The following is a 22,381-nucleotide window of genomic DNA, read 5'->3' on the forward strand; positions in this document are numbered from 1 at the left end:
AAAATCCTTTCTGTTGCTGTTCGGGGTCAGTGAGATATCAGGTCATGAGGTCGTGGCGTGGCTCGATCTTTTCCTCGAGCTGCGGGACCTCGTCAGGCTTGTGCAATTGGTGTCGCGCCAACTCCCGCTGCCGCGTTGCTACGTGCTGCTCACGATCTTCGCGAGCCTTCGCGATTGTCCACCGCCCAGTGAGGGCCGGGATCGTGAAGATGAACACGATCGCGCTGGCCACTGCGATCCACATCCACAGCTGCCATTGACCGATCACGTCCTCAGAAGCCGTGGCGATCGCCGCCATCTTGTCGGAGAGCTCAGCAGACACCGGGGTCCCGGAGGCCTCTGCGGCCTCGAACTCGGCGACCGTCGGATCACTTTGGATGAGCGTGGTCAAAGAGGAGACGACCTGCGGAACGAAGAGGAAGGACAGCGTCACGACAATTCTCAACACCCATGCCCAGATCGCCATTCCGCTCGCGACCAGACTGGGACTGTGAGCTTCGATCGTCTCGGTATACGCCGCGAACCACGGGATCTGAAATACCGACCATGACATCGCGAGACAGGCCATCACGATGCCCACTACAGTGATGCTCGCATCGGTTCCGACCATCGACAGCAAGACGATCTGGAATACGATACACATCAAGGCGCCCAACAGGATCCAAGGCTTACGCACCAGGTATTTATCGACAATTGCCCCGAAGAACAACGCGATGAGGATGTTGAACGCCCAGGCAACCGAGACAATGGTGTTCGACTGTGTCGAGGTGAACCCGAATCCGGTACCGAACATCAGCGGCGCAACGGTGACGATGGTGTAGTAGAACAACAAGACCAGTGAATACCCTATGGCAGGGAGGAGAATGGCCGGCCGCATCAGCGGCTTCCAGGATCTGCTGACCTCGACCTCACCGCTCGCTGCCCGCACCTCCAGGAGTTCACTGTCGCTCTCCGAGACGATGGTCTGATCTCGCAGCGCCGGACTGAGTTCTTTCATGAACGGCAGGGCGATGAGCACCAGTACCAAACCGATGACGCCCGCGAGGATGAACTGGCTTTGCCACGCATCGTTGAACGCGCCCAGAGTTGCCGCGGCGATAGCGGTTGCGCAGAGCGAGCCGGCCGCCGGACCGACCGCCCACAGTCCCATCGCAGTTGCTCTACCTGTCTGCGGACTGAAGTCTCGGACCAGCGCGGGCGTTGCGACCAGCAGCATCCCCTCGAACAGTCCGATGCAGCACGACCAGAAGATGTACATCCACTTGTCGGTGGTCAGCGGCATGGCCACCGCGGTGAGCAAGCTCAGGATAATCAGGCCGTACACCACGACGTTGGTTCGACCGAATCGGTCCGCGACACCGGCCGCGAGCGACCCGAACGCTCCGACGCAATTGCAGAGCGCCAGTCCCCCGGCCAAGAACATGAATGACATTCCGAATTCGGCACTGGTCTGCGAGGAGACAGCTCCGAATGTGTACTGCTGGTAGTACAGAATGACCGTGGCTGCGACCGCAAGTGCGAGACGTAACTTCCGCTCCGCACCCACCGGGTAGTAGTCGAGCTGCCGATCGATGAGCGCACGCGTCAGGCGTGACCGTTCTTTAGATTTTACGTTGGTGCGACAAGCGTCCTCCGGACCAACTCTCGTCTGGCTCATGTCAACCCTTCTTGTTCACCGAATCCACGATGCGCGAAGCTCTTATGAATGCTAAATCTACGCAATTGGATGCAATTTGTCGGCGATTCGGAAAAGTTTTACACCCCGTTAATCCGAGACTGCCTATGCACCCGTCATCGACCTACTGCATAACCCTGTGCCCCACGAGGATTCGCCGCAGCGCCCAGCAACCCGCTGTACGGGTCCCGGGTGACACTCGATAGCCGTCCCAGAGTCCAGTCGCCTGCGCGAGTGACGTGATGCCCTCTTTCCTGTAACTCATCGATGACCTCGTCACCCAGTCGATCCTCGGCAACCAGACCGGCCGGCGTCCACGTCCGCGGCCAAAAGCTCGCAGGAAAGCTGGTGGTGTGGAACGCCGGCGCCTCGATGGCCTCCTGAGGAGTGTGGTTGCCGATCAATGTGCGTAGGAGATAGAGCAATTGCCACTGGTCCTGTTGATCGCCGCCTGGCGTTCCGAGCGCGGAGATTACTTGCCCCCCACGAACCAACATTGTGGGGCTCAGCGTCGTTCGCGGTCGGCACCCCGGCGCGAGTGCCGATGGACTGGCCTCATCGAGCCATGACATCTGCAGCCGGGTTCCGAGACAGAATCCCAGGCCGGGAATGGCGGGCGACGATTGCAACCAACCACCCGAGGGAGTGGCCGCGATCATATTTCCCCACTTGTCGACAACATCGAGATGACATGTGTCACCGCGGGTTTGCCCACTCAACGACACAGTCGGCTCACCCACGGTAGGCGAGAGCGACAAGCAGTCCTCTAGAACGAGAGGCGGCATGTACGGGTTTGCGCCGATCAGACCTGGCCGGAATACACCGGACGCCCGATCTGTGATCAGATCGCGCCTCGCTGCGGCATAACTCGGCGACAACAGGGTGGCGATCTGGCGGCGAGGAGTTCGTTCTCCGTAGTACGAGTCGCGGTCGGCCATCGCGAGTTTGAGTGCTTCGACCGCGCGGTGTACCCCGGCCGGCGTTTCGAGATCGAGGTCGCGGTCGTGATATCCGGCGAGAATTGCCAGCGTTTGCAACAGCACCGGACCCTGGGTCCACGTTCCGGCTTTGACGACCGTGATGCCCCGGAAGTTCGCATATAGCGGCTCTTCGAAAGAGGCACGAAACCCTTGAAGGTCCGACAACGACAGGATTCCATGATGATCTGATCCGGTGGAGTGGCGATGTTTGACCGTGGCGACGAAGTCGATCACGGCACGCGCGACAAATCCTTCCGACCATTCGCGGCGCGCCGCATCGATCTGCATGACGCGGTCGGCGCTATCTGTAGCTGCGATCAACGCACGTAGGGTCGCGGCGTACGAGCCATTACGTACTACGGCGCCCGCCGAAGGCGCACTGCCCTCGGCCGAGAGCCAGACCTCCGCAGAAGTCGGCCAGTGATTTCGAAAAAGATCAGCCACGGTGTCAATGACACCGGCGGCCCGCGGCAGGATCGGGTGGCCGTGATCCGCGTAGTGGATCGCAAACTCGAGTATGTCGCCGAGCTTCCAGGTTCCGTAATCGCGCAGTAGCAGCAACCACGCCTCCACCGCCCCAGGCACTGTCGCGGCAAGGGCACCCGATCCGGGAACCATGTCCAGGCCCTCCGCGCGGAAGTGGTCGATCGATGCCATCTGCGGTGCCGGCCCCTGCCCGACCAGAACACGCACCGGTGCGCCTGCGCGCCCGATCAGGGCCACCAGGTCGCCACCGGGGCCATTGAGGTGCGGCTCGACGATGTGCAAAACGAAGGCCGCTGCTGTGGCCGCGTCGAACGCGTTGCCACCGCGTTCCAATACCGCTTGGGCCGTTGACGACGCCGTCCAATGCGTCGTCGCGCACATACCGAATGAGCCCGTGAGATCCGGTCGCGCTTGCAACTTTGGTGTGACCATTCACATCCCTCTTTCAGCGCTATTGCATCCCATTTTTTGCATTCTGCATTCAAACTATCAGAACATGCATCTGTGTTTGGGACAGCCGAACGTCACCGTGGGAATTCCGACCGGCCGGTGCCGCCTGCGCTTTATCGGGTTGACGTGCAGCAAAGCGAATGCAGATGGAAGACTGTAGAGCGATCTACAAGCACGACGAGAGGACAGAGTGCACCGTGGCACCACGATCGACGGCAGCGGACAATGACGCCGGCGGGGGCTCCGCAGCCGATGAAATCGTTTCAGCGCTTCAGCATCGAATCCTCGTCGGTGAGGCGCCCGTGGGTTCCTGGCTGCGACACTCAACGCTCGCCGAAGAGTTCGGAACAAGCCGGACTCCCATCCGGGAGGCCCTCCGCGTGCTCGCGTCGCGGGGAATCGTCACGATCGTCCCCAATCGGGGTGCCCAGGTCAACGGCCACTCGAGTCGGGACATTCGGGAGTTGGGCGAGATTCGCGCTGAACTCGAGGGTTTCGCTGCCGCGCTCGCGGCGGAACGGATCAATGACGAACAACTCCAGCGGCTGCACAGCGCCTGGGACGGCTACCAGCAGATCATCGACAAAATCACGGCGCGTACAAAGCAGTCGGCGGCCGCGCAAACCAGAGAGACCGAGCGATGGACACACGCCAACGATGATTTCCACAATGTCATCATGGAAGCCTCCGGCAACCGACAACTCGTACTGGCGATCGAAGATATCCACCGGCGCTACCCCAAGAATACGGCCTTTGTCGCTTACTCACAGAATTCTCGACTCCTCCGACGCAACCTGGCCGAGCACAAGGCAATTTCCGATGCCATCACAGCCCACGACAGCCGGGGCGCCCGAAAAGCCATGACCGCCCACATCTTGCATTCGATCGACGCGACCGTACGCTGGGCCGAAGATCATCAACAAATGCGCGGACAGGGCACTACCTAGGAAACATTGCATCCTATCTTCCAGCGATCGAATGCATTACTCTCATGTCATGACCTATTCCGCACGCACAGTGGACATCCCGGTCGGAACACTGACATTCGAGGTCACGATCAGCGGCCCGCGAGATGGCATACCTGTGATGCTCCTGCACGGATTTCCCGAAAGCGCTGAGTCCTGGGCGACTGTAGCGTCCCACCTACACTCCGCCGGTTTCCAGACGATCATCCCCAACCAGCGGGGATACTCCCCCGCAGCCCGCCCGAACGGAATCGACAACTACCGGATCGACCACCTGGTTGACGATGTACTTGGATTGTTGAATGCGTTGGAAATCAATACAATTCATCTTGTGGGCCACGACTGGGGCGCTGTTGTCGGGTGGTTCCTCGCTGCCCGGCATCCGGACAAATTGACCACGTTCACAGCAGTGTCGTCACCGCACCCTGCCGCATTCGGCTGGGCCGCAGTTCACGATGCCGATCAGCAGAAGCGGTCGACTTACTTCCGCCTCTTCCGGACCCCGATCGAGGCCGAGGAGTCTCTACTCGGACACGGCGGCAGCGTATTTCGGAGCTTCTTCGGGGACGCAGTCAATCCCGAGGTGATTGATCGGTATCTAGCACGGCAAAGTTCACCAGGGGCGCTGACGGCCAGCCTGAACTGGTATCGCGCGATGACCCGAGACTTTGCCGACCTCGGTCCGGTGACGGTTCCGACCACCTATATATGGAGCACCGACGACGCGTTTCTCGGCTATGCGGGTGCCGTGAGGTGCGGAGAGCATGTCACCGCGGACTATGAACTGGCAATTGTCGAGGGCGCATCGCACTGGCTTCCCGAACAGGAACCCGAATTCGTCGCCTCCGCGATCAAGAAACGTATCGGCAGCTGCTGAACTACTAGGTACGCTCGGCCGCCTGCGATTTTCCGTCAAACCTGATGGAGGGGTGGCATGGGATCTTCTGATGAGAGGAAGACCCCATGCCATCACGAGAGATCGAACGCCGAGCAAAACAAAAATCGTAGTGCTGCGCCACGTCGAGGAAGTCAGTGGCAATGTCGCCGCCAGTGCCACTGTTACGGCATCAGCGCAGCAGGTCCACTGCGTCTGGCGGCGCCAGTTCGACGAGGGAGGAGTCGAGGGCTTGCGCTCGACCAGGCCACACTCGCAAGTGCGACGACTCAGCCTCGGCCGGGGCCGAGACTGAGAGCGCAGAGGCTGAGCACCGCCCGAATGGATTCCACGGGGACCGCACCGCGAGCGATCGTCCGAGCACTACGACGACCTGGTCAACACCGCCATCCGTGCGGTCAACCGCCTCCATATCGTGCTCACCCATGCAATCTCTGCGGGACCCCACAAAGGGTTTGTGCCGGCCGGGCTGCCGTGATACTTGCACCGGGTCCGCCCCCGCGATCTTGCCGGCCCGACTATGCGCACCCTCGCAGTCGATCTGGCCGCCGAAGTCCGACAACTGGATCGGCGGATGCCGATACCGCCGCGGCATCGAAGCAGCGGCCCGCCAGTCCTGCAGCTCACTGACTTCAACTGTGCGAGATCGGAGTCCGCAACACGAGCAGGATCTTCTACCGGACCGGCCCGCTTCATCGGTTCCGCTCGGCGGGCCGCATTCGCGAGCTACACCGGTACCACCCACCGACGTATTCTCCCGCGGTATCATTGTCCGCCAGCGACTCTCACGGAACGGAGACCGGCAACCGAACTATATTCTGCACACCAGGACTACCACCCGGATCGGTCGAGAAACAACGGGCTGCACGCACTGTCAGCGGAAGTGACCTTGCCGGGAAGAGCCTCTGAAAAGCGTTGCGCTGTTTGAAGAGGCACCTGTCGGATGTCGTCTGTAGGAAACTTTCCGCGACTCGAAGACAGAGCTGGCGGCGAGCCCGGGAGGCACTCGGGGCGACTCTCAGGTCCTGCGCACCCTGGCTGACACCCCGCAGGCCGACACGTCGGACTAATCACTTCCCGAACCACCACATTCCACGCTACAACCCGGCCGCAGGCCCGTCTTGACGCAGAGAGGCGCCGTCTAGACGACCGACGTCGTGGCGGGCATATTCGTCGCAGGTTCCCGTACGGGGAAAGCACCGAAGAGCGCTACTGCGAGTATCACGATCGCAGCGACGAGTAGTCCGAGACCGGGATTCCTGACGACCGATGCCGCGCCGACTCCGGCGCCGACCAGCAGCACCACCACCGCTGCGATCCGCCGCGCTCCTCCACCTGGGTTCCGTGCACCGAACCACGAGTCCGCTGCCAGACCGGTGATACTCGAGGTGACCACGACGGTGGTGACGTCTTTGACCGCGATGACGCGCGCTGCGGCCGCCTGTAATCCCATCGCGGTGCCGAGAACAGTGGTGATCACGATCGTCACCACGTACGAAAAAGACTCCACAACAGCCACATACACCGCGGTCGCGAGCACTGTTGCGCCGACCGTACCGAACACTGTTGTCGTTGAGACCGCCCAGGAACCAGGAACCTTGTGCCGCATCGCACGGCCTGCGATCGCGGCCCCCACCATAAACCCGACGAGCGCCAACGCCGGACCCGCGACAGGTAAATCGTCCACCCCCGCGAGACCCATTCCAAGAATCACCACATTCCCGGTCATATTGCCGGTAAAGACCCGATCGAACCCGAGGAAGCCGACCGCATCGATCACCCCGGTACTGAAAGTCAGGACAAGCATCAGGACGAGATGGGCGTGGTGGTGATTTCTGGCTCGACCTATCCGATTCATTCGGGTGACGCCCCTCCGATATTCAGTTCCATGAGCCCAAAAGACTCCGTAATGAGCGACATTTGGGATGAGTAGTTCATCCGCTTACCGCGAACGCCGGCGTGCGAGATCACACCGAGTCGGCGCCAGTGCTCTTTGCGGATGGCAATACTGCTCTGTTGCTGAACCTCGTAGTTGACAAGAGCTGCCACCACGCCGAGTTCCGCTCGGGCCGCGTCGATTCGGCCCTCTCGCGCACTCGCAGCGGCTCTGAGCAGAGTCGCCACCGGGGTTGCCTGGCAGGCAATCGCATCAGCACCAGCAGCAAGGTCCTCGATGATTCCCACCCCACCCCCGCCCGCGATCAGATGCAGATCGGCGGACGTGGCCCGGAGCTCGGAAATTCGTTGAAATGAGGGTGGCGCCTCCGCCTTCACAGCGACGATCCGAGAGTCTACGGTGACCACGTTCAGCAAGTCGGACAGGGCGATGTGAATCCCAGTGGACAGCGGATAGTCTTGGATCACGATCGGCAATCCACTCACGCGTGCTGCATGGTCGACGTCATCTCGCAGCTTCTCAGGGTCGGATGACGTCACTGGGATCATCACCGCACTGAGTTCGTGCCGGAGGTCCGTCCCGAACAGCGTCAGGTCTAGTTCACGAACCGGACGCGAGAGCGGCATCGCGGTTGCGATCACAGGACAGGGACCAGCGGCCTCGATCACAGTATGCAGCACACGCCGCTTCTCGCGCATCGAAAGCATGTCAGGTTCGCCAATGACCCCCAGCACGATAAGGCCGTCGACGCCTTGCCCACGCAGATACTCGACCAGAGCGCGCAGGGAACCGTGGTCGACCGCAGCCAGGTCGGCGGTGAACGGCGTAGCCAGCATGCCCCAGGCTGTCGGCAGCGAGCTGGTCGACCAAGCTGACATAGCACCTCCTATTGCATCCAATAACCATAGTTTTGCATCACTCTACACGGATATGGGCAGTGCAGTTTTGCCTTCGTCGCCGGGTTCCTGTTGACGATCTCACCGCGACTTCCGCTTCATCTCCCAGACATGTGCTGCAACACGAGACTCAATTCTTCGACGGCCTGCGATCACTCGGCCCGGCGACTGTTAGGTCAGGTTCATCGATGTGCCTTTCGGGATTCGATGAGCGGCGCAAGACGAGATGCGGACCGAAAAGGCGTTAACGTCGGAATGCATCGCGCTGCTGCATACGCCTTGTACAGACCGATCGCGATTTCGGCCAACGCGTTGACGCTCACTGAACAACCATGGCCGTACGTCTGCCTTCTGGGAAGGATGGTTGGTGCTGAACCCGGTGGCCGCTGGGCCACCGCTGTTGATGCTCGCCCGTCGAGGCCGATAGAAGTATCGCAGGGCGCGGCTGACCCGGCGTTGAAACTGGCAGAGGGTCACGCGCTTCGAGCGCCGTGCAGTGAGCGACCAGGACCAACGCCTACCACATGGTGAAGCATCCCGACGACGCGAAAAGGTGCGCATGCAGGAATCAAGTTCCATGGCTGGGATCGATTGGGGCACTGAGGTTCACGCAGTGTATCCTCGGCGCCGACGGCAAAGTGGTCGAACGATTCGATGTCTCGCCTGACAGCAAAGCACTGTGTGTACTGGTTTCCCGACTCCGCAAGGCCGGGGTGGCCAAGGTAGCGATTGAAATCAGCTATGGACCGGTCGCTGAAGATATTGATCGATGCCGGTCTCGCGGTTTCGTTGCCCCGTCGCGTCAGATCAAAGCCTCACGGCCCGTTACGGCTCGGCAGGCAACAAGGATGACCGTCTCGACACATACGTCCTTGCGGACACGCTACGCACCGACGGTCACCGGTGGCCGCTGCTACGAGAGGATCATCCGGAAACCAAAGCGCCACGGACGATGTGCCGGACTTGCAAGGGTCTCGTCGAGATTCGGGTGCAGATGACGAACCAACTCCGAGCGAACCGCGAGTTGGCATTCCCCCGGGGCGGTCGGGCTGCTGCGCCGCCTCGACAGCCCCATCACAGTGGCTTCCTGCGACGATTCCCTAACGCAACCAAAGCTTCGTGGCTCTCACCGGCACGCCTGGAGCGGTGGCTCCGATCAGTCGGCTCCAGCGGAGGCATCGCCGTAGAGATGCTGTATCGGCATGTAGAGCGCGGCATCTCGACGGCGTCGAGGCAGAAGCTCATAGGCAGATCACGACCAGTTTGGTCACCACCCCGAAACACTGACCGCAGAGATCATCCGGATCGAAACCCAGATCCTAGAACTTTTCGGCGCATAGCCCGATCAGAAGATATTCATATGCCTGCCACGCTCCGGAATGGTCAGAGCGGAAACCGTTCTGGCACAGATCGGGACTGCCGGAAACGGTTCCCTTCTGATGATGCCTGGCGGCGCTCGCCGGCGCCTCACCGTCGACCCTCCGATCCGTACACGCGAACAAACGGTGGTTCGTGGTCGTGCAAGAAGAACTTCCGTAGGGCGGTCATGAATTTCGCGAGCGGCAGCCGACTCGACGACCCGTGAGCGAGGCAGGCCTACCGGAGGGCCACCGCCCGAGGATGGCGGCCCCTCACGCGATCCGGATCACCCGAAAGTGAACGACCCGCGACGTATCGTAAAGTCTGTCTCAAACCAGATGCGCCGCTATCCTTTTCGTCCACCGTGGCAACGCCTACAGGACAGCTGAACGCGACGAGGCTGGTACCGTCGGAAGACGTTCAGTTGCTAACGACGGGGCGTTCGGCACGTGCGCAATTACCGGGCTGACGCGGGGAGCGCAGATAGTTCCTCCAGTCGCTCAGATGTCTCACTGTCTGCTGGTGTCATCACCGTCATGCGGTGACTGGTCTCAGGGATGGCCGTGGAGACGAAGTTGAGATTGAGACGCCCGACGAGTGGGCTGGTGAGATGCTTGACTTCGTAGTGCTCGAGTAGCACGTCGTGCCGGGTCCACAGCCGCGCGAACTCGTCGGACTGTTCCTTGAGTCGGTCGACGACCGTGGGAGTACCCCGACTCGCTGTGGTGCTTGCTGCGGCACGCATCCTCGCTACCATCCGTGTCGCGACGATGTCGGGGTCGAGGTAGCGGCCGCGCCATTGCGGGTCTGTGAAGAACTGCACTGCACAGTTTCGATCCGGTGCCGGAAGCAGATCGATGCCGGTGAAGAGCCATCGATAGGCCTGGTTGTGCGCCACGACATCGAAAAGCGACGTCTGCAAGCATGCGGGGTACGGGTTCAGCTTGTCCAGTATGGGTTGGATGGCGCTCAAGAGCGCCGGGTCGGATGAGGGTGCCTCGGGCATGGGGGGCTGCATTCCGGCGAGGCGACGAAGATGCTGAGTTTCCGAGTCATCCAGTTGCAGCGCCCGACCGACTGCCGAGATCACCTGCGTGCTGACGTTGATCGAACGTCCCTGTTCGAGCCAGGAATACCAGGTGACGCCGACGCCGGCGAGCACCGCTACCTCTTCACGTCGCAAACCCGGTGTGCGGCGGCGTCCCGTCGGGGGAAGGCCCACGTCCTCCGGCGACAGCCTCTCCCTCCGGCTGCGAAGGAAGCCACCCAGCTCCCGGTGCGCGATTGCGCCGCCCTCGTCACTGATGCCTCCATGCTGCGACATCACGTCCTCCGTATCCAGGTTCGGCTGGTACCCCTATAAACAGGCTACTGGTACCCGCATGAATCCCGATCCACCCTAGTGATGTGACCGAAACTTCAACGCCAAACTCCGGCGCCACCCCCGCAATTTCGTCGCCACCAGTGCCGCTGGGGATTCCGGGGCTGCTCGCGACGCTCTCCGCACTCCTTCTCTCCGTGGTCAGCTTCTCGGCAACGGGCATCGCCGTTCCCGACATCGGCGCATCCCTACACGCGAGTGCAGCAGAGCAATCACTGGTCGTCTCCGCGTACTCACTCGGATTCGCGGTTCCTCTGGTGCTCGCCGGGCGTCTCGGCGACCTCTACGGGCGTCGCCGCCTGTTCCTCCTCGGTATGGCGGGCTTCACCCTCTTCTCCCTCGCCGCGACCTTCTCCCCGAACATCACGGTGCTGATCACAGCCCGCGCGCTGACCGGCATCTCCGCCGCCGCGATGGTCCCGCAGGTACTGGCCACGATCACCGCGTCAACCCAGGGACGCGAACGCGCCCGCGCCGTCGGGCTCTTCGGTGCCACCGCCGGCGGCGCGACGGCGATCGGGCAGGTCCTCGGTGGAGTTCTGCTCTCGGTCCCGCTGTTCGGCGCCGGGTGGCGCACGGTCTTCGCGGTCAGCGTTGTCATGGGCGCCCTGTCGTTCCTTGCCGCACTCCGCTGGGTTCCCGCCACCAACTCTCCCGGACACCGCTCTCTCGACCTGGTTGGCACGCTCCTGCTGGGAGCAGCATTGATCTCGTTGCTCGTCCCCGTTTCCCAGGGGGCCGCTCTCGGCTGGCCGATCTGGTGCTGGGTGCTGTTGGTCGCGGCCCCATTCCTGTTCGCCCTCTTTTGGGTCCGGCAACTGCAGCTCCACCGCGCTGACACCGCCCCGCTCGTCCCGCCGCCGCTGTTGCGCCTCGCCTCCTACCGCCTCGGCCTCGTGATGGCCCTCATGCTGCAATCCGCCTTCGGCGCGTTCACCTTCGTGTATGCACTCACCACTCAAACCGGACTGGGCTGGACCCCACTACACGCGGCGCTCGTCCTACTGCCCTTCGCCCTCAGCTTCTTCGCCGTTTCCGTCTGGTCCGGGAAACTCACACCCCGTTTCGGGTTCCGACGGCTTCTTGTCATCGGCGGCATCATCCAGGCGGTCATGCTGTTCGCAACAGCCGTGTCCGTGCTCCTCCAAGGCACCGGCATGAACTCGTGGACGCTCGCCGGACTCCTGATCGGGGTCGGGGTCGGCCAAGCATTCATGTTCGGACCCCTCGTCGGCGCGATGGTCGCCGACGTGCCGCCCTCGTACGCCGGAGCCGCCTCCGGAGTGCTTCAGACAACACAGCAGGCAGCAATGGGCCTCGGCGTCGCCATCGCCGGCGGGTTCCTCATCACCGTCACCAACGGACCAGCAGAAACCGTTACGAGCGCCTACACCACTGCCCTGGCCGTCTCCATGATCGTCCAGGCCGCATTCGCCACCGCCTTCACCCTTGCTGCCCTCGCCCTCCCGAAACGCTGACATGAAGGCGGAGGAACGGAACCAGACCTGAGCTGCCATAGGTGGTGGTTTCCTCACCCTAGACGGGAGCTCAGGTATACGTGGCGCGAGTAGGTGCGGGTGAGCGCGTCGCGGCAGGTTCTCGAATCCATCGGTCAGGCAGGCCACTCTCACCGAACTGGAAGCGGTGACCGCCCAGGTACGCACGCTCGCATCCCCGCTCGGCCGGGAACTGCGATTCTGGAAACAGTTCCGAGTGGTACTCGGCGACACCGACGCCCACGCCCGGGAGACCGTGTCGTTCCTGCGCGCCCGCGCTCACGATGTCCTGACCGCTCTGCCCGACGAGGCCGTCCGGTCGTCGGCGTAATTCGCGCGCGATCGTGAACGCGGTCTCGGTGCCGGCGCTCAAGGGCACTCCCACCGAACAGCTACTACTGACAGGCGTTCGAGGAGGCGCCGAAGGCCACAGTGCCGTCGGCGGGTGCTGCCCCCGGTCTCACAGCCTGGCCGCAGTACAACGTCGGCACCACCAATCGACCGGACCAGATTTACGCCGGCGTCGGCGCTGCCCCGGTCGACCGGTCCACAACCATCAATATTCAGGTCCAGTCCGCCGAAGAGGCATTCGCGAAAGCGAAAACCTATGCGGCGCAACTGGCCCTGCAGCACGGGGCGAGGTGTAGCTAGTTGTTCGATTCGACAGCCAAGGTGGAAATCTTCGGTTGCGACGGGTAACCCCAGACGGCGAAGCCCCCGATCTCATCGCATCCAGCGGCGAGGTCGGGGGGCTTGTTGTCGTTTGTGGGGCTCACCGACGAGTGGGACTGCGAGCGCACTGTCGGTGAGCCGTGCGCACCGAACCGTTGCATTAGACGGTGCGCAGTTTTCGAGCGACCCACCCCCGGGGTCGCAACACCCGGTAGGCGGGCCGGTACGGCAGACCCCGCGTCCAAAGATCAACCGCCGCGCTCAGGTGATAGCCATACCGCCGCCCGCTCAAACCCCCGACCGGGGAAGCCGATTGGGTCGGGGGTGTCGAACGCCTCCACTTCGCGATGCAGAGACCGATTTACCGTGTCGAACTGCCTACGCAGCCTGACATATCAACGATAGAACCGCACCGCGATTCGAACCAGGGGTGCCGGGAACCGCCAGACCGCCGAAGTTAAAGATGGCCCGTCGACTTGTTCCACCGTGTCGACGGGCCGTGCGCGCCCCAGGTCCGACCAAGGATGAGGCACGCAGTTCTGGTGACCCGCCACATCGGAATAGGGGTCCAACGCGGCGGGCCTATGCGCGCCGAAGCCGCCACCTCGCGGTACCCAGCACGCATTCGGGGTGGCCCACCGAAGTGAATGTGAGTGTCAGCGTCCGGTGGGCCGTGCGCGCAAACGAGCCCTTGATTTCCCGTCGACGCGCAGTATTTGGTGCCTCACCGGAAGGAGCCGCGTGACTTGCGTTTCCGGAGAGGCACTGCTCCGCCGCAGCTCGGATAAGTCCGGCGTCGCCTCCGCAGATTATGTGCACTCAGTGCCGGATACCAGTCTTCATGCAGTCACAGATACTTGAGCGTTGAACTATCCCCAATTCGTGCACAGCATCTGGGGATAGCTCACGACTCAGTAGAAACGAAAGGTGGCCCGCCGAGTTGAGGTTAGGTGTTCAACGCGACGGGCCGTACGCGCCACCGACTGTCACGAACAGTGGCACGCAGTTCAGGTGGCCCGCCTGATGTTCGTCAGTAACACCGAGGCAGGCCATGCGCGCCGAGCCGGCAAAGGCAAACGCGCACCGGCGATACTACGTCGCTGGATCGGTGCGCATTCCCCTGCGGGCTCGGAACTGCGCCCAGGGTCGACCGTCTCCGGAATCGAACCGAAGTTTCTTCCATTTCTCAGTTGTCGCGATAGCGGAAACCGACGGAACAGGCCCCCGATTGGGATGGGAGTCGCAACCAGGGGCCCGGCACGTTCGGCAACGCCGACAGTCCAGTACGAAAAATAGTGCACCTCATCGGGACCTGCCAGTTACATACCAGTAGGAACGGAACGCCCCCGGCAGGCGTTTCTTGCCTGCCAAACGGAAGCGAAAACAGGTACCCCTGTAGGTTGACTGGATCCCCGTGAACAGGTCCAGTAGCTAGGCAAACAGCACAACAACTGAGCGTCCCCACCACCAAGTTGGCGCAGTGACCGCGAGTTCACCAAGGCCGAAGGCCACCCATCTGCGACTGCACTAGGGAAGCTGATTGAGTTCGGGTTCCCGTCGTAGTGCTTGAGCACAGTCATTCCGAACAGCAAGGGAGCCGTCTGGGGTCCGCTCCCGATGACCTAGAACCTCGTGATCTCGTCTCGGGTGGGCAGCAAAGTCTGTTCCAGAGCCTCATCGAAAAGTGGATTACTGAATGGGCTGTTCGGACTTTCATACCAGGGTCGAAGCAGGTCACCCGCCTCGACGCGAACTTCCTGTCCGGGTGTTTCGCGTGCTGCAACACGATTGACACTCTCGGTGAAGCGACGGAGGTACGCCTCGTAGGTCCGTCGGTACGTCTCTAGTCCGCCGCCCTCCTCAGGAAATGGACTCTCTCCCTTGCTGGACAGTGCAGGCAGCAGGGAGTGGTCACGACACCATGCGCCATCGACGATTTCTTCAATGTTGATGTGCATGACGATGGGCGCGGGTCGGTTCGGGTCGATCATCCAATCAGTATGTCCGGCTTGAGCTGGCATTGCGGGTGAGCGCCATCTGCACACCGCTTGCAGTGCCGAGCGACGGACGTTAATGACCGAACATGACCAACACCGCAGGCATTCTGAACGCCCACCATGCCTCAGCCGTGCCGCTCGACCTGTTCACCGATCGGGGCCGGATCGATCAACTACGGCGGCACAAGGCCCCCCCCCGATCACCAGTGAGGCCAGCCCGGTGGTAGGTCAGACGCTGTGTGGGAAGGCCGTGATCGAGATACCGCGTCGCGCCGGATCCGGGGCGCACTCCGGTGCCGCCGCGGCGGGCGATCGCAGCAGCGGTGGTGGTCATCAGGAAATCCTCGAACACTTTCCACATGTCGAGGACGAAGCCTCGCACGACGACGTTCCCGATGCGGTGCTCGATGGACCGATGCTCGGTGATCAGCTCCGACAACTGCAATGCCCAGTGGTAGCGCTCGTTCAATCTCGTTCGTGCCGGGGACGGTTCGGCGCCAGCGGTGGGCGGTGTGACGTCGGCGAGAGCGCAGCGACCCCTGGCCAGCCTCGTCTGCAGACGAGGCGGCACTACCGCGGAATCGAGCAGGATCAAGGTGGCGGTGAGCAGCAGCTGGTTTTCGGCGATGTCTTCGTCGTATTCGTCGTAGCGGATCACCCGCCGGGCGGATCACCCGCCGGCAGCGCGAGCGAAGAATCGTCGGGTGATCTGATCACCGCGCGCAGCCGCCCACGCAAGACCGGGCCCGAGTCTTCGACTTCGCGGTAGCCGGAAAGCAACCCGCGGGCAGTCGCGCGCTCGGCTGCCACGACGAACGCCTCGGCCAACACCGCAACCAGGTCGGTATCCGTATCGGCGAGCGCGGTGTGCTGCGACCACCACCCAGGGTCACCGGCGTAGCCCAACATCCAGATCACGCGGCTGATCGGTGTTTTCGGTTGCACCCTCACAGTGAGAGCACCGATGGTCACGGCACCGATCTTCTTCGGTGGCGGCCAATGCGAACACGCCGGGAGTCATCGTGGGTGTGACCGTGACCAGACCGGTGGCCGCGAACGCTGCAGCACCCTCCGCCGTCAACGCCACCTGCGGGAGGCACACCAGGCAGCCGGCGCAACCGTAACCGCATCGTGGCCGCTCGAAGAGGGTCACCGTAACTGGATCATTCACCGGTGGTCAGGCTCTTCTCCAGAGCAGCAAGGCCGTATCGGACATCGAGATCCACGGCGGGAGTCACCAAAGCGAAAATTCCTCGAGCAACGGGATAATCGCGCTGCCGAAATATCTGCGCCAATCCCCCATCACTGTGGACCGCCGGACGCATGAAATACGTGGGTCCGAACAGGTGCGTCCGGATCGTCGATCGCAGCGTTCAAGGCAAGATGCAGGTCCGCGACACGCTGCGGATACGTGCGGGCGGTGAGCCAACGTCTCAGGAGAAGATTTCGTGGGCTCCTGCGCCGGGTGCAGCGGAACAAATCCGAAGCGACGGCGCATCGCCGAGTCCACGAGAGCGATCGAACGGCCCGCGGTGCTCGATCGCGGAAGATGATCACCACAGTGCGTGGCAGAGTGAACGGCTCGGCGTTGTCCGAGGAATACATCAGATCGATTGCCTGCTCACACGCGCGATCATCGGATCGCCGCCATCTGATGTCCTCGTCGTTTCGCGGCGCGGAGTGTATCCGAAGCGACGAAGCGGTACGCAGCTCGGGCGGCCGACCCCCCGGGGAGTCAACACCCGGTTGGTTGGCCATGTGCGGCCGATCATCTGCCCGACATCAACTGCCGCGGCGGTGATATTCCCACTTCTTGTGGCAGTTAAACCCCAGGACAAGTTCCCGACAGACGATCGGCGGCGAAAACGTTCCAACCACAAGGCGGCGGGATCGTCGGCGCAGATTCCCGGTCCTCTTGCCGGAGTCTTGCTGAACGGGGGCAAGCCTTATCGTTCGCGTGTCCTGGACTTCTTCGTGGACTACTCCAACTATAGTTGCTATATTCACACTTTAGTTGGAACTGAGGAGGTGTCTGTCATGCAGCTGAACAGGCCGTTCGCCACGGTAACGCCGACCCTGGACGGCGACGTGCTTGCTGTCTTGGCGAGCGCGGACGTCACGTTCACGATCAGCCAAGTCCAGCGCATCCTCGCCACGGGCTCAGGCGAAGGCATCCGCAAGGTCCTCAACCGCCTCGTTGCGCAAGGTGTGGTGCTCCACGATCGGGTAGGTAGGACCAACACCTATCGGCTCAACACCGAGCATCTCGCAGCCGAGCCCATTATGGCGCTTGCACAGCTGAACTACACCTTCCTCAAATGCCTCGAAAAGCACCTGAACGGGTGGCACACGACGCTGCGGTACGCCGCAGTATTCGGATCGGCAGCGACCGGGCACATGAAGCTCGAGAGCGACATCGACCTGTTCCTGGTGCGCGCCGCTGACACCGGCCACGACGGTAACGAAGCGTGGGAGGAACGGGTAACCGAACTCGCCCGACTGGTCACCGCGTGGACCGGCAACGACGGCCGCATCGTCGAGTACACCGAGGACGAATTCCGTGCCGCGGCCGCTGCCGGCGAACCCGTGCTCCGAGACGTGGCGACACAGGGCCTGACTGTAGCGGGGACACGGAGCTGGTTCAACGCCCAGTTGCGCCCTGCTGCGAGGAGATCCTGATGGCGGGACAACGCGACTGCGACTCCGTTGTCACCGTGGGGCGCATGTCCAAAGCGACCGAATTCTTCGACGCTGCTGATCATCTCGGAGAGGAGATGCCCAACGCCGCCGGGGACTTGTACGTCGACGCGGGTATCGCCGCCTCGGACGTACTCTGCTGCCTGCGCCTCGGTGTGCACTCGAACAGCGGCAACCACAGCGAGGCCGTTGCCCTACTCAAACGTGCCGACAATGGATCCGAACGGCATCTGAACACACTGCTGAACTTGAAGAACAAGGCTGCCTACACCCACCAGGACCTGACTTCTGCGGAATTGAAGAAGATGAACCGCGCAGCGGAACACCTGGTCGAGGCAGCCAAGCAGGCAATGGCCGCTCGGAGATAGTCCCCCCGGATCCAGCGTGCCTGCAGTTGCGCACGTGCAACGTCGAGTCCTCGCCGGATCGACTCCCCGGCTCAACCACCTCGCCGATGGGCACAGGCGGGAAAAATCAGCTACACCAGAACCCCCGGCGGGCACCACCGATACCAAACAGCGAAATACAGGAACTCGCGAGCTCCTCTCAACAGGAACGACATTCGCCTTCCGGACCGGTTCGGGAGCAGACAACACCTACCCGATGAACTCACTGCTCCCGGCCAAAACCATGGCCACGACCAAGGGTTAGCAACACGTAAGGGACAAGATCACGATCATCCCCATCGCCTGTACGGACCAATGCCACACGACTCGCCCTGCGCAAGTGGAAGCCCCACGAACGAAAGGCTGCGGAACGGTGCACTCGACTCGTACAACAAGCGATTCATCCAACAACACCAACGAACACCCCACCCGCAACGAGACAATCCGGATGACACCTCGACAAGTTTCGGAAGCGTTCGATATCGACACCGAAACACTGGCCAAATGGGCGCGCCACGGCAAAATACAATTCACCCAAACCGCAGGCGGACACCGCCGCTACCGCCACCAGGACGTGCAAAAGATGCTCACATCCATTGCCTCAGAGAAATTTTCGGACCAAACCCTACAACAGTGAGCCAGCCGGCTTTCATCAGCAAGGTTTCGATCCCGGCCAAAGCGGTGACGGCACCAGGAAACGCCACGATGCCGGACGCGGACACCCGCACCAGCGAAAGAGGTGGATGTACGGGACAGGTGGTAGGCACCTACTTCGTGCCACAAGCCCACAGTTTCAGCGCTGCGGCCCTGGCCCTCCTGCATATGCGTAGGAGTTGCCAACCCACCTCAGCCACAGAAGGTTTCCAATCTGGTCGTAGCCTATGTGGCGATTGGTGTCTCATGATGTGAACGACGGTCGAAACCTCGTCCATTCCCGACGTACGGAAACTAGTCCACGCCGATGTTCATTGTGCCGCGTTGCCCGCTCTCACGGACGGCAACGTATCGATTCCGGTGTTTCTGAGTCGGTAACTCGCCCCTCTCAATGTCAAAGCCTAGGCAGACGTGCGCTGGACCGGAGAAAAGCGCCGACATCGTATGCCCCCAGCGGGGTCGACGATGCCGGCGCTCGGGCTCGTCCGGTCAGCTGCAGCGGACGATCTCCGGGTCATTCCTCGACGGCGACCACGGCGTCGAGTTCGACCAAAGCGTTCTTGGGCAGGACATGCGCAGGCAGTGCGGTCCGAGCATGTCTCCCGGCGTCGCCGAGGACATCGCGCAGAATTGTCGACGCGGCCTCGGCGACGGCCGGTTGATCGGTGAAGTCGACGCCACTGGCGACCCACACGTTGAGTTTCAGTAACTGGCGTACGCGATCGAGTCCTACCGCTTGGTCCAGGCGGGCCAGCAGGTTCAGTGCGGCGATCTCGGCGGCTGCCGCTGCCTCGTCGACGCCGGCATCGACGCCGACCCGGCCACTGAGGACGCGGCTGTCCGCAGCCCGCGATATCTGGCCGGACAGGTAGAGGGTGTCGCGGTGCCGGGTGAATGCCTCGTAGGAGTAGGCGGGTGCGCCTGGTTTCGGCAGAACGAGATTGCGACGGGCCAGCCGGGCGTGTGGACTCTCGATGTTGATGTCGGTCATCGGTTTCTGCCTCCTCAACGCTGGGAGAGGATGTAGGTACGGTCGGCGCCGATGTACCAGAGGTCCTCCGTGCCGATCGCGGCGTCGTTGTAGCGCCAAGGGATCTCCGCTGCCCCGAAGGACCCGATATCGAGGGCATGCTTGTATCCCGGGCGAAGCTCGTTGGCGAACGACTCCTGCTTACCCATCAAGTGTCCGACGTTGCGACGGCGGTAGATCGTGTCGAAATCGGTGTGCTCGCCGAGCATCCCGATTTCGATCATGCGGCGCAGGTGCGGGGCCAGGAACCGCATAGTGCCCTCGTGGACGTCCTCGCAGACGACTCCCGGACGTAGCTGCCCGATGATGCCTTCCCGTACGACGGTGAAGAAGAACTCGTAGGCTTCCATGGCCGCGGCAGTCCGCGGAAGCGAACGCGCCATGTCCGAGGTGGCCACCACGACGCCGTCGACGGATACCGCAACACCGGCATCGAGCTGGATGCACGTAGTCTCGTCGCTGATCGGATAATCGACCGGCGGGCCGGGGAAGAGCATGCGGTTGGACGAGTGCAGATTGGTGAAGTAGGGCTTCACCTCGAACGGAATCTCGTTGTCGCTCAAGAACTTCTCGAGAAATTCGAGATACCGGGCATAGATATCGCGCTCGGTGAATTCCGCTCCTGACTCGATTTCTTTCGACGCCCATTCCAGGGCATCTTCGATGGCGTGGACACTGGCGCGCGCTGCGATCACCTGAAACGGCAGGTCCTCGTTGTCGCGAACATCGCGCCAGTGGCCGAGTTCCATCGACGACGGTACGAGCTCGAGACCCCGATCGGTGAACTCTCGGGCAGTGCCGACCGAGATGAACTCCTCTTCCACACCGACACGGCGACCGAGTGCGAGCTCGGCGACCGCCTCACCCAAGGAGGAATGCTCGCTCACCGGGGTGCCGTGGTGGTCGGCGTCGGCGGGGGTGATGATGAGAACGTGTTCGGCGCCCGGAATCCACAGCGCGAAAGCTTGTTCCGTAGATGCGCGGCCTGTGATCTCGGAGAAGTTCGGCGGCGCGGTGACGAGCATCGCGTCGAGCCGGTTCTCTGCGGCGATGGTGCCCAGTCGTGCGAACCGGGTGTCGGGTGCCCCGAACTCGGCCTCGAGCCCCTTCAGGTGCTCGATCCCGGAGATCAGCTTCGTGGCCACCTCGGCGCCGTGCCGACGCCATCCGACGAAGCGGTCGACGATCTCGGCGACCGGGATCCGGCGGACACGCACAGGCTGTGAAGCGGCCTTTTCGGTGGTGACCGACAACGTCGTCGACAGGGCGAGCTGGTGGGCGTAGACCACATCTGCGGCTAGGGTCACGGTTCCATCGTCACTGAGGTCGGACACCAGCGCCGTCAACGAGGAGGCGACTTCGACATCGGCCACGGGACGCGGATCGAGGGTGACCCAGGGTGCGTAGAAGCGGATGCGCTCGGCAGGCACGCCGGCGGAGAGCACGTTGCCCTGTTCTTGCTGACGTACCAGCAGCACCGGGTCGGATCCGTCACGCGATGCGATCAACGGCGAGACCAGCGGATGGGAGTCGCGTCGGATGGCGGAGAACAACAGACTCTGCTGCGGGTAGAGACCGTACTCGGTCGCGAGGGCGGACTGGTCTGCGGAGAGGCGCAACATTGCGGTCCTTTCGTCGATATGGGGGGATGGGTCTATGTGCGCCGGCGGTCAGCTGATCCCGGCCGTGACCCCGATGTGTGACTCGACTTCGCTGACGTATTCGGCGAATTCGGGTGAGTACCGGTGCTCCTTGGCGCGTGGGCGAGGAATGTCGATGGTGATGTCGGCGACGATATGCCCGGGCCGCCCTCCCACCACGATCACGCGGTCACCCAGCCATACGGCTTCGGAGATGCTGTGGGTGACGAACAGAACGCTGCAACCGGCCTGCTGCCAGATCCTCTGGATCTCGAAGTTCATACTGTCGCGAGTCATGGCGTCGAGTGCGCCGAACGGCTCGTCCATGAGGAGCAGTTCCGGATCGGAGACCAGTGCGCGGCAGATGGCGACGCGTTGCTGCATACCTCCGGACAGCTCGTAGGAGTAGCGCTTCGCCTTGCCCTCGAGCCCGACCATCGCGAGCAACTCTTTGGCGTACGCCACGGCCTTCTTGTCTCGCGTGCCACGGAACTCCAATGGCAGCAGCACATTGTCGAGGTTGTTCCGCCACGGAAGCAGGACCGGGCCTTGGAAGACCATTCCGATCTCCTCGACGCCCTGGGCGATGGGGCTGCCCTTGATGAGGACCTCCCCCTCGGTGGGCGGTTGCAGTCCCGAAATCGTCTTGAGCAGTGTTGTCTTGCCGCTGCCGGATTGGCCGACGATCGACACGAACTGTCCATGTTCGACGTCGAAGTTCACGCCTTTCAGGACGGGGTTGGTGTCCCCGTCGCGGGAGCGAAAGGTCACGCCGACATTGTTGACGGAAATAGCGTTGTGACTGTTCATGATTGGCCTGTTTCG

At 62.3% G+C, this 22,381-nt stretch carries 21 protein-coding genes; 8 read left to right on the forward strand and 13 right to left on the reverse strand.

Annotation, left to right across the window (positions count from 1 at the left end; translation table 11 throughout):
* Positions 1 to 37: 37 nt before the first annotated feature.
* Together ABIE52_RS00220 and ABIE52_RS00225 are read right to left on the reverse strand one after the other, a co-directional pair.
* A complete protein-coding gene (locus tag ABIE52_RS00220) occupies positions 38 to 1,657 on the reverse strand; it encodes an MFS transporter (RefSeq protein WP_192713548.1) in 1,620 nt (539 codons plus the stop codon).
* 134 nt (positions 1,658 to 1,791) lie between these two features.
* Complete coding sequence (locus ABIE52_RS00225) at positions 1,792 to 3,573, reverse strand: gamma-glutamyltransferase family protein (protein ID WP_354541364.1); 1,782 nt, start codon at positions 3,571 to 3,573, stop codon at positions 1,792 to 1,794.
* 215 nt (positions 3,574 to 3,788) lie between these two features.
* On the opposite strand from ABIE52_RS00225, the gene ABIE52_RS00230 reads away from it, so the two are divergent.
* Positions 3,789 to 4,538 (forward strand): GntR family transcriptional regulator, encoded by a 750-nt coding sequence (locus tag ABIE52_RS00230; protein WP_354541365.1) that lies wholly within the window; start codon positions 3,789 to 3,791, stop codon positions 4,536 to 4,538.
* A gap of 49 nt (positions 4,539 to 4,587) precedes the next feature.
* Positions 4,588 to 5,433 carry an alpha/beta fold hydrolase gene (locus ABIE52_RS00235; protein ID WP_192713546.1) on the forward strand — a complete coding sequence of 282 codons (846 nt, stop codon included), beginning with the start codon at positions 4,588 to 4,590 and terminating at the stop codon, positions 5,431 to 5,433.
* Between the two features lie 1,159 nt (positions 5,434 to 6,592).
* On the opposite strand, the gene ABIE52_RS00240 is transcribed toward ABIE52_RS00235, so the two are convergent.
* Both ABIE52_RS00240 and ABIE52_RS00245 read right to left on the reverse strand, forming a co-directional pair.
* Positions 6,593 to 7,258 (reverse strand): YoaK family protein, encoded by a 666-nt coding sequence (locus ABIE52_RS00240; protein ID WP_354541366.1) that lies wholly within the window; start codon positions 7,256 to 7,258, stop codon positions 6,593 to 6,595.
* 47 nt (positions 7,259 to 7,305) lie between these two features.
* Positions 7,306 to 8,226 carry a dihydrodipicolinate synthase family protein gene (locus tag ABIE52_RS00245; RefSeq protein ID WP_192713544.1) on the reverse strand — a complete coding sequence of 307 codons (921 nt, stop codon included), beginning with the start codon at positions 8,224 to 8,226 and terminating at the stop codon, positions 7,306 to 7,308.
* A 787-nt stretch (positions 8,227 to 9,013) separates the two neighbouring features.
* Between ABIE52_RS00245 and ABIE52_RS00250 the strand changes: the two genes are divergently transcribed.
* Entirely contained in the window at positions 9,014 to 9,829 is an 816-nt protein-coding gene (locus tag ABIE52_RS00250; protein WP_192713543.1) for an IS110 family transposase, read from the forward strand.
* A gap of 231 nt (positions 9,830 to 10,060) precedes the next feature.
* On the opposite strand, the gene ABIE52_RS00255 is transcribed toward ABIE52_RS00250, so the two are convergent.
* On the reverse strand, positions 10,061 to 10,927 hold the full coding sequence (locus ABIE52_RS00255) for a helix-turn-helix transcriptional regulator (protein ID WP_192713542.1): 867 nt from the start codon (positions 10,925 to 10,927) through the stop codon (positions 10,061 to 10,063).
* 83 nt (positions 10,928 to 11,010) lie between these two features.
* On the opposite strand from ABIE52_RS00255, the gene ABIE52_RS00260 reads away from it, so the two are divergent.
* Entirely contained in the window at positions 11,011 to 12,462 is a 1,452-nt protein-coding gene (locus tag ABIE52_RS00260; protein ID WP_354541367.1) for an MFS transporter, read from the forward strand.
* A gap of 70 nt (positions 12,463 to 12,532) precedes the next feature.
* Here ABIE52_RS00260 and ABIE52_RS00265 read toward each other — a convergent pair whose 3' ends face one another.
* Entirely contained in the window at positions 12,533 to 12,853 is a 321-nt protein-coding gene (locus ABIE52_RS00265; protein WP_192713541.1) for a hypothetical protein, read from the reverse strand.
* A 59-nt stretch (positions 12,854 to 12,912) separates the two neighbouring features.
* Here ABIE52_RS00265 and ABIE52_RS00270 point away from each other — a divergent pair, with 59 nt between their 5' ends.
* Positions 12,913 to 13,131 (forward strand): hypothetical protein, encoded by a 219-nt coding sequence (locus ABIE52_RS00270; RefSeq protein WP_192713540.1) that lies wholly within the window; start codon positions 12,913 to 12,915, stop codon positions 13,129 to 13,131.
* Between the two features lie 1,643 nt (positions 13,132 to 14,774).
* Here the strand turns inward: ABIE52_RS00270 and ABIE52_RS00275 are convergent.
* From ABIE52_RS00275 to ABIE52_RS00290, 4 genes are all read right to left on the reverse strand, one after another.
* Positions 14,775 to 15,143 (reverse strand): hypothetical protein, encoded by a 369-nt coding sequence (locus tag ABIE52_RS00275; RefSeq protein ID WP_192713539.1) that lies wholly within the window; start codon positions 15,141 to 15,143, stop codon positions 14,775 to 14,777.
* 175 nt (positions 15,144 to 15,318) lie between these two features.
* Positions 15,319 to 15,807: a 5-methylcytosine restriction system specificity protein McrC gene (locus ABIE52_RS00280; protein WP_192713538.1), complete on the reverse strand. Its 489-nt coding sequence runs from the start codon at positions 15,805 to 15,807 to the stop codon at positions 15,319 to 15,321.
* Positions 15,804 to 16,121 (reverse strand): 5-methylcytosine restriction system specificity protein McrC, encoded by a 318-nt coding sequence (locus ABIE52_RS00285; protein ID WP_192713537.1) that lies wholly within the window; start codon positions 16,119 to 16,121, stop codon positions 15,804 to 15,806. Before ABIE52_RS00285 ends, ABIE52_RS00280 begins: the two co-directional genes overlap by 4 nt.
* Before the next feature lie 330 nt (positions 16,122 to 16,451).
* A complete protein-coding gene (locus tag ABIE52_RS00290; protein WP_192713536.1) occupies positions 16,452 to 16,754 on the reverse strand; it encodes a hypothetical protein in 303 nt (100 codons plus the stop codon).
* A gap of 432 nt (positions 16,755 to 17,186) precedes the next feature.
* Between ABIE52_RS00290 and ABIE52_RS00295 the strand changes: the two genes are divergently transcribed.
* From ABIE52_RS00295 to ABIE52_RS00305, 3 genes are all read left to right on the forward strand, one after another.
* Positions 17,187 to 17,828: a nucleotidyltransferase domain-containing protein gene (locus ABIE52_RS00295; RefSeq protein ID WP_192713535.1), complete on the forward strand. Its 642-nt coding sequence runs from the start codon at positions 17,187 to 17,189 to the stop codon at positions 17,826 to 17,828.
* Positions 17,828 to 18,214, forward strand: a complete 387-nt coding sequence (locus ABIE52_RS00300) for a hypothetical protein (RefSeq protein WP_192713534.1) — start codon at positions 17,828 to 17,830, stop codon at positions 18,212 to 18,214. Before ABIE52_RS00295 ends, ABIE52_RS00300 begins: the two co-directional genes overlap by 1 nt.
* A 466-nt stretch (positions 18,215 to 18,680) precedes the next feature.
* Entirely contained in the window at positions 18,681 to 18,869 is a 189-nt protein-coding gene (locus tag ABIE52_RS00305) for a MerR family transcriptional regulator (protein WP_192713533.1), read from the forward strand.
* Between the two features lie 531 nt (positions 18,870 to 19,400).
* Here ABIE52_RS00305 and ABIE52_RS00310 read toward each other — a convergent pair.
* From ABIE52_RS00310 to ABIE52_RS00320, 3 genes are read right to left on the reverse strand one after another with little or no spacing between them, the layout of a single operon-like run.
* Complete coding sequence (locus ABIE52_RS00310; protein WP_113683773.1) at positions 19,401 to 19,877, reverse strand: RidA family protein; 477 nt, start codon at positions 19,875 to 19,877, stop codon at positions 19,401 to 19,403.
* 14 nt (positions 19,878 to 19,891) lie between these two features.
* Positions 19,892 to 21,538, reverse strand: a complete 1,647-nt coding sequence (locus ABIE52_RS00315; protein ID WP_192713532.1) for an aminopeptidase P family N-terminal domain-containing protein — start codon at positions 21,536 to 21,538, stop codon at positions 19,892 to 19,894.
* Positions 21,539 to 21,586: 48 nt separating this feature from the next.
* Positions 21,587 to 22,366 (reverse strand): ABC transporter ATP-binding protein, encoded by a 780-nt coding sequence (locus tag ABIE52_RS00320; RefSeq protein ID WP_113683775.1) that lies wholly within the window; start codon positions 22,364 to 22,366, stop codon positions 21,587 to 21,589.
* Between the last annotated feature and the right edge of the window lie 15 nt (positions 22,367 to 22,381).

It is taken from the genome of Rhodococcus sp. OAS809, from assembly GCF_040546695.1.
Taxonomy (GTDB): domain Bacteria; phylum Actinomycetota; class Actinomycetes; order Mycobacteriales; family Mycobacteriaceae; genus Rhodococcus_F; species Rhodococcus_F qingshengii.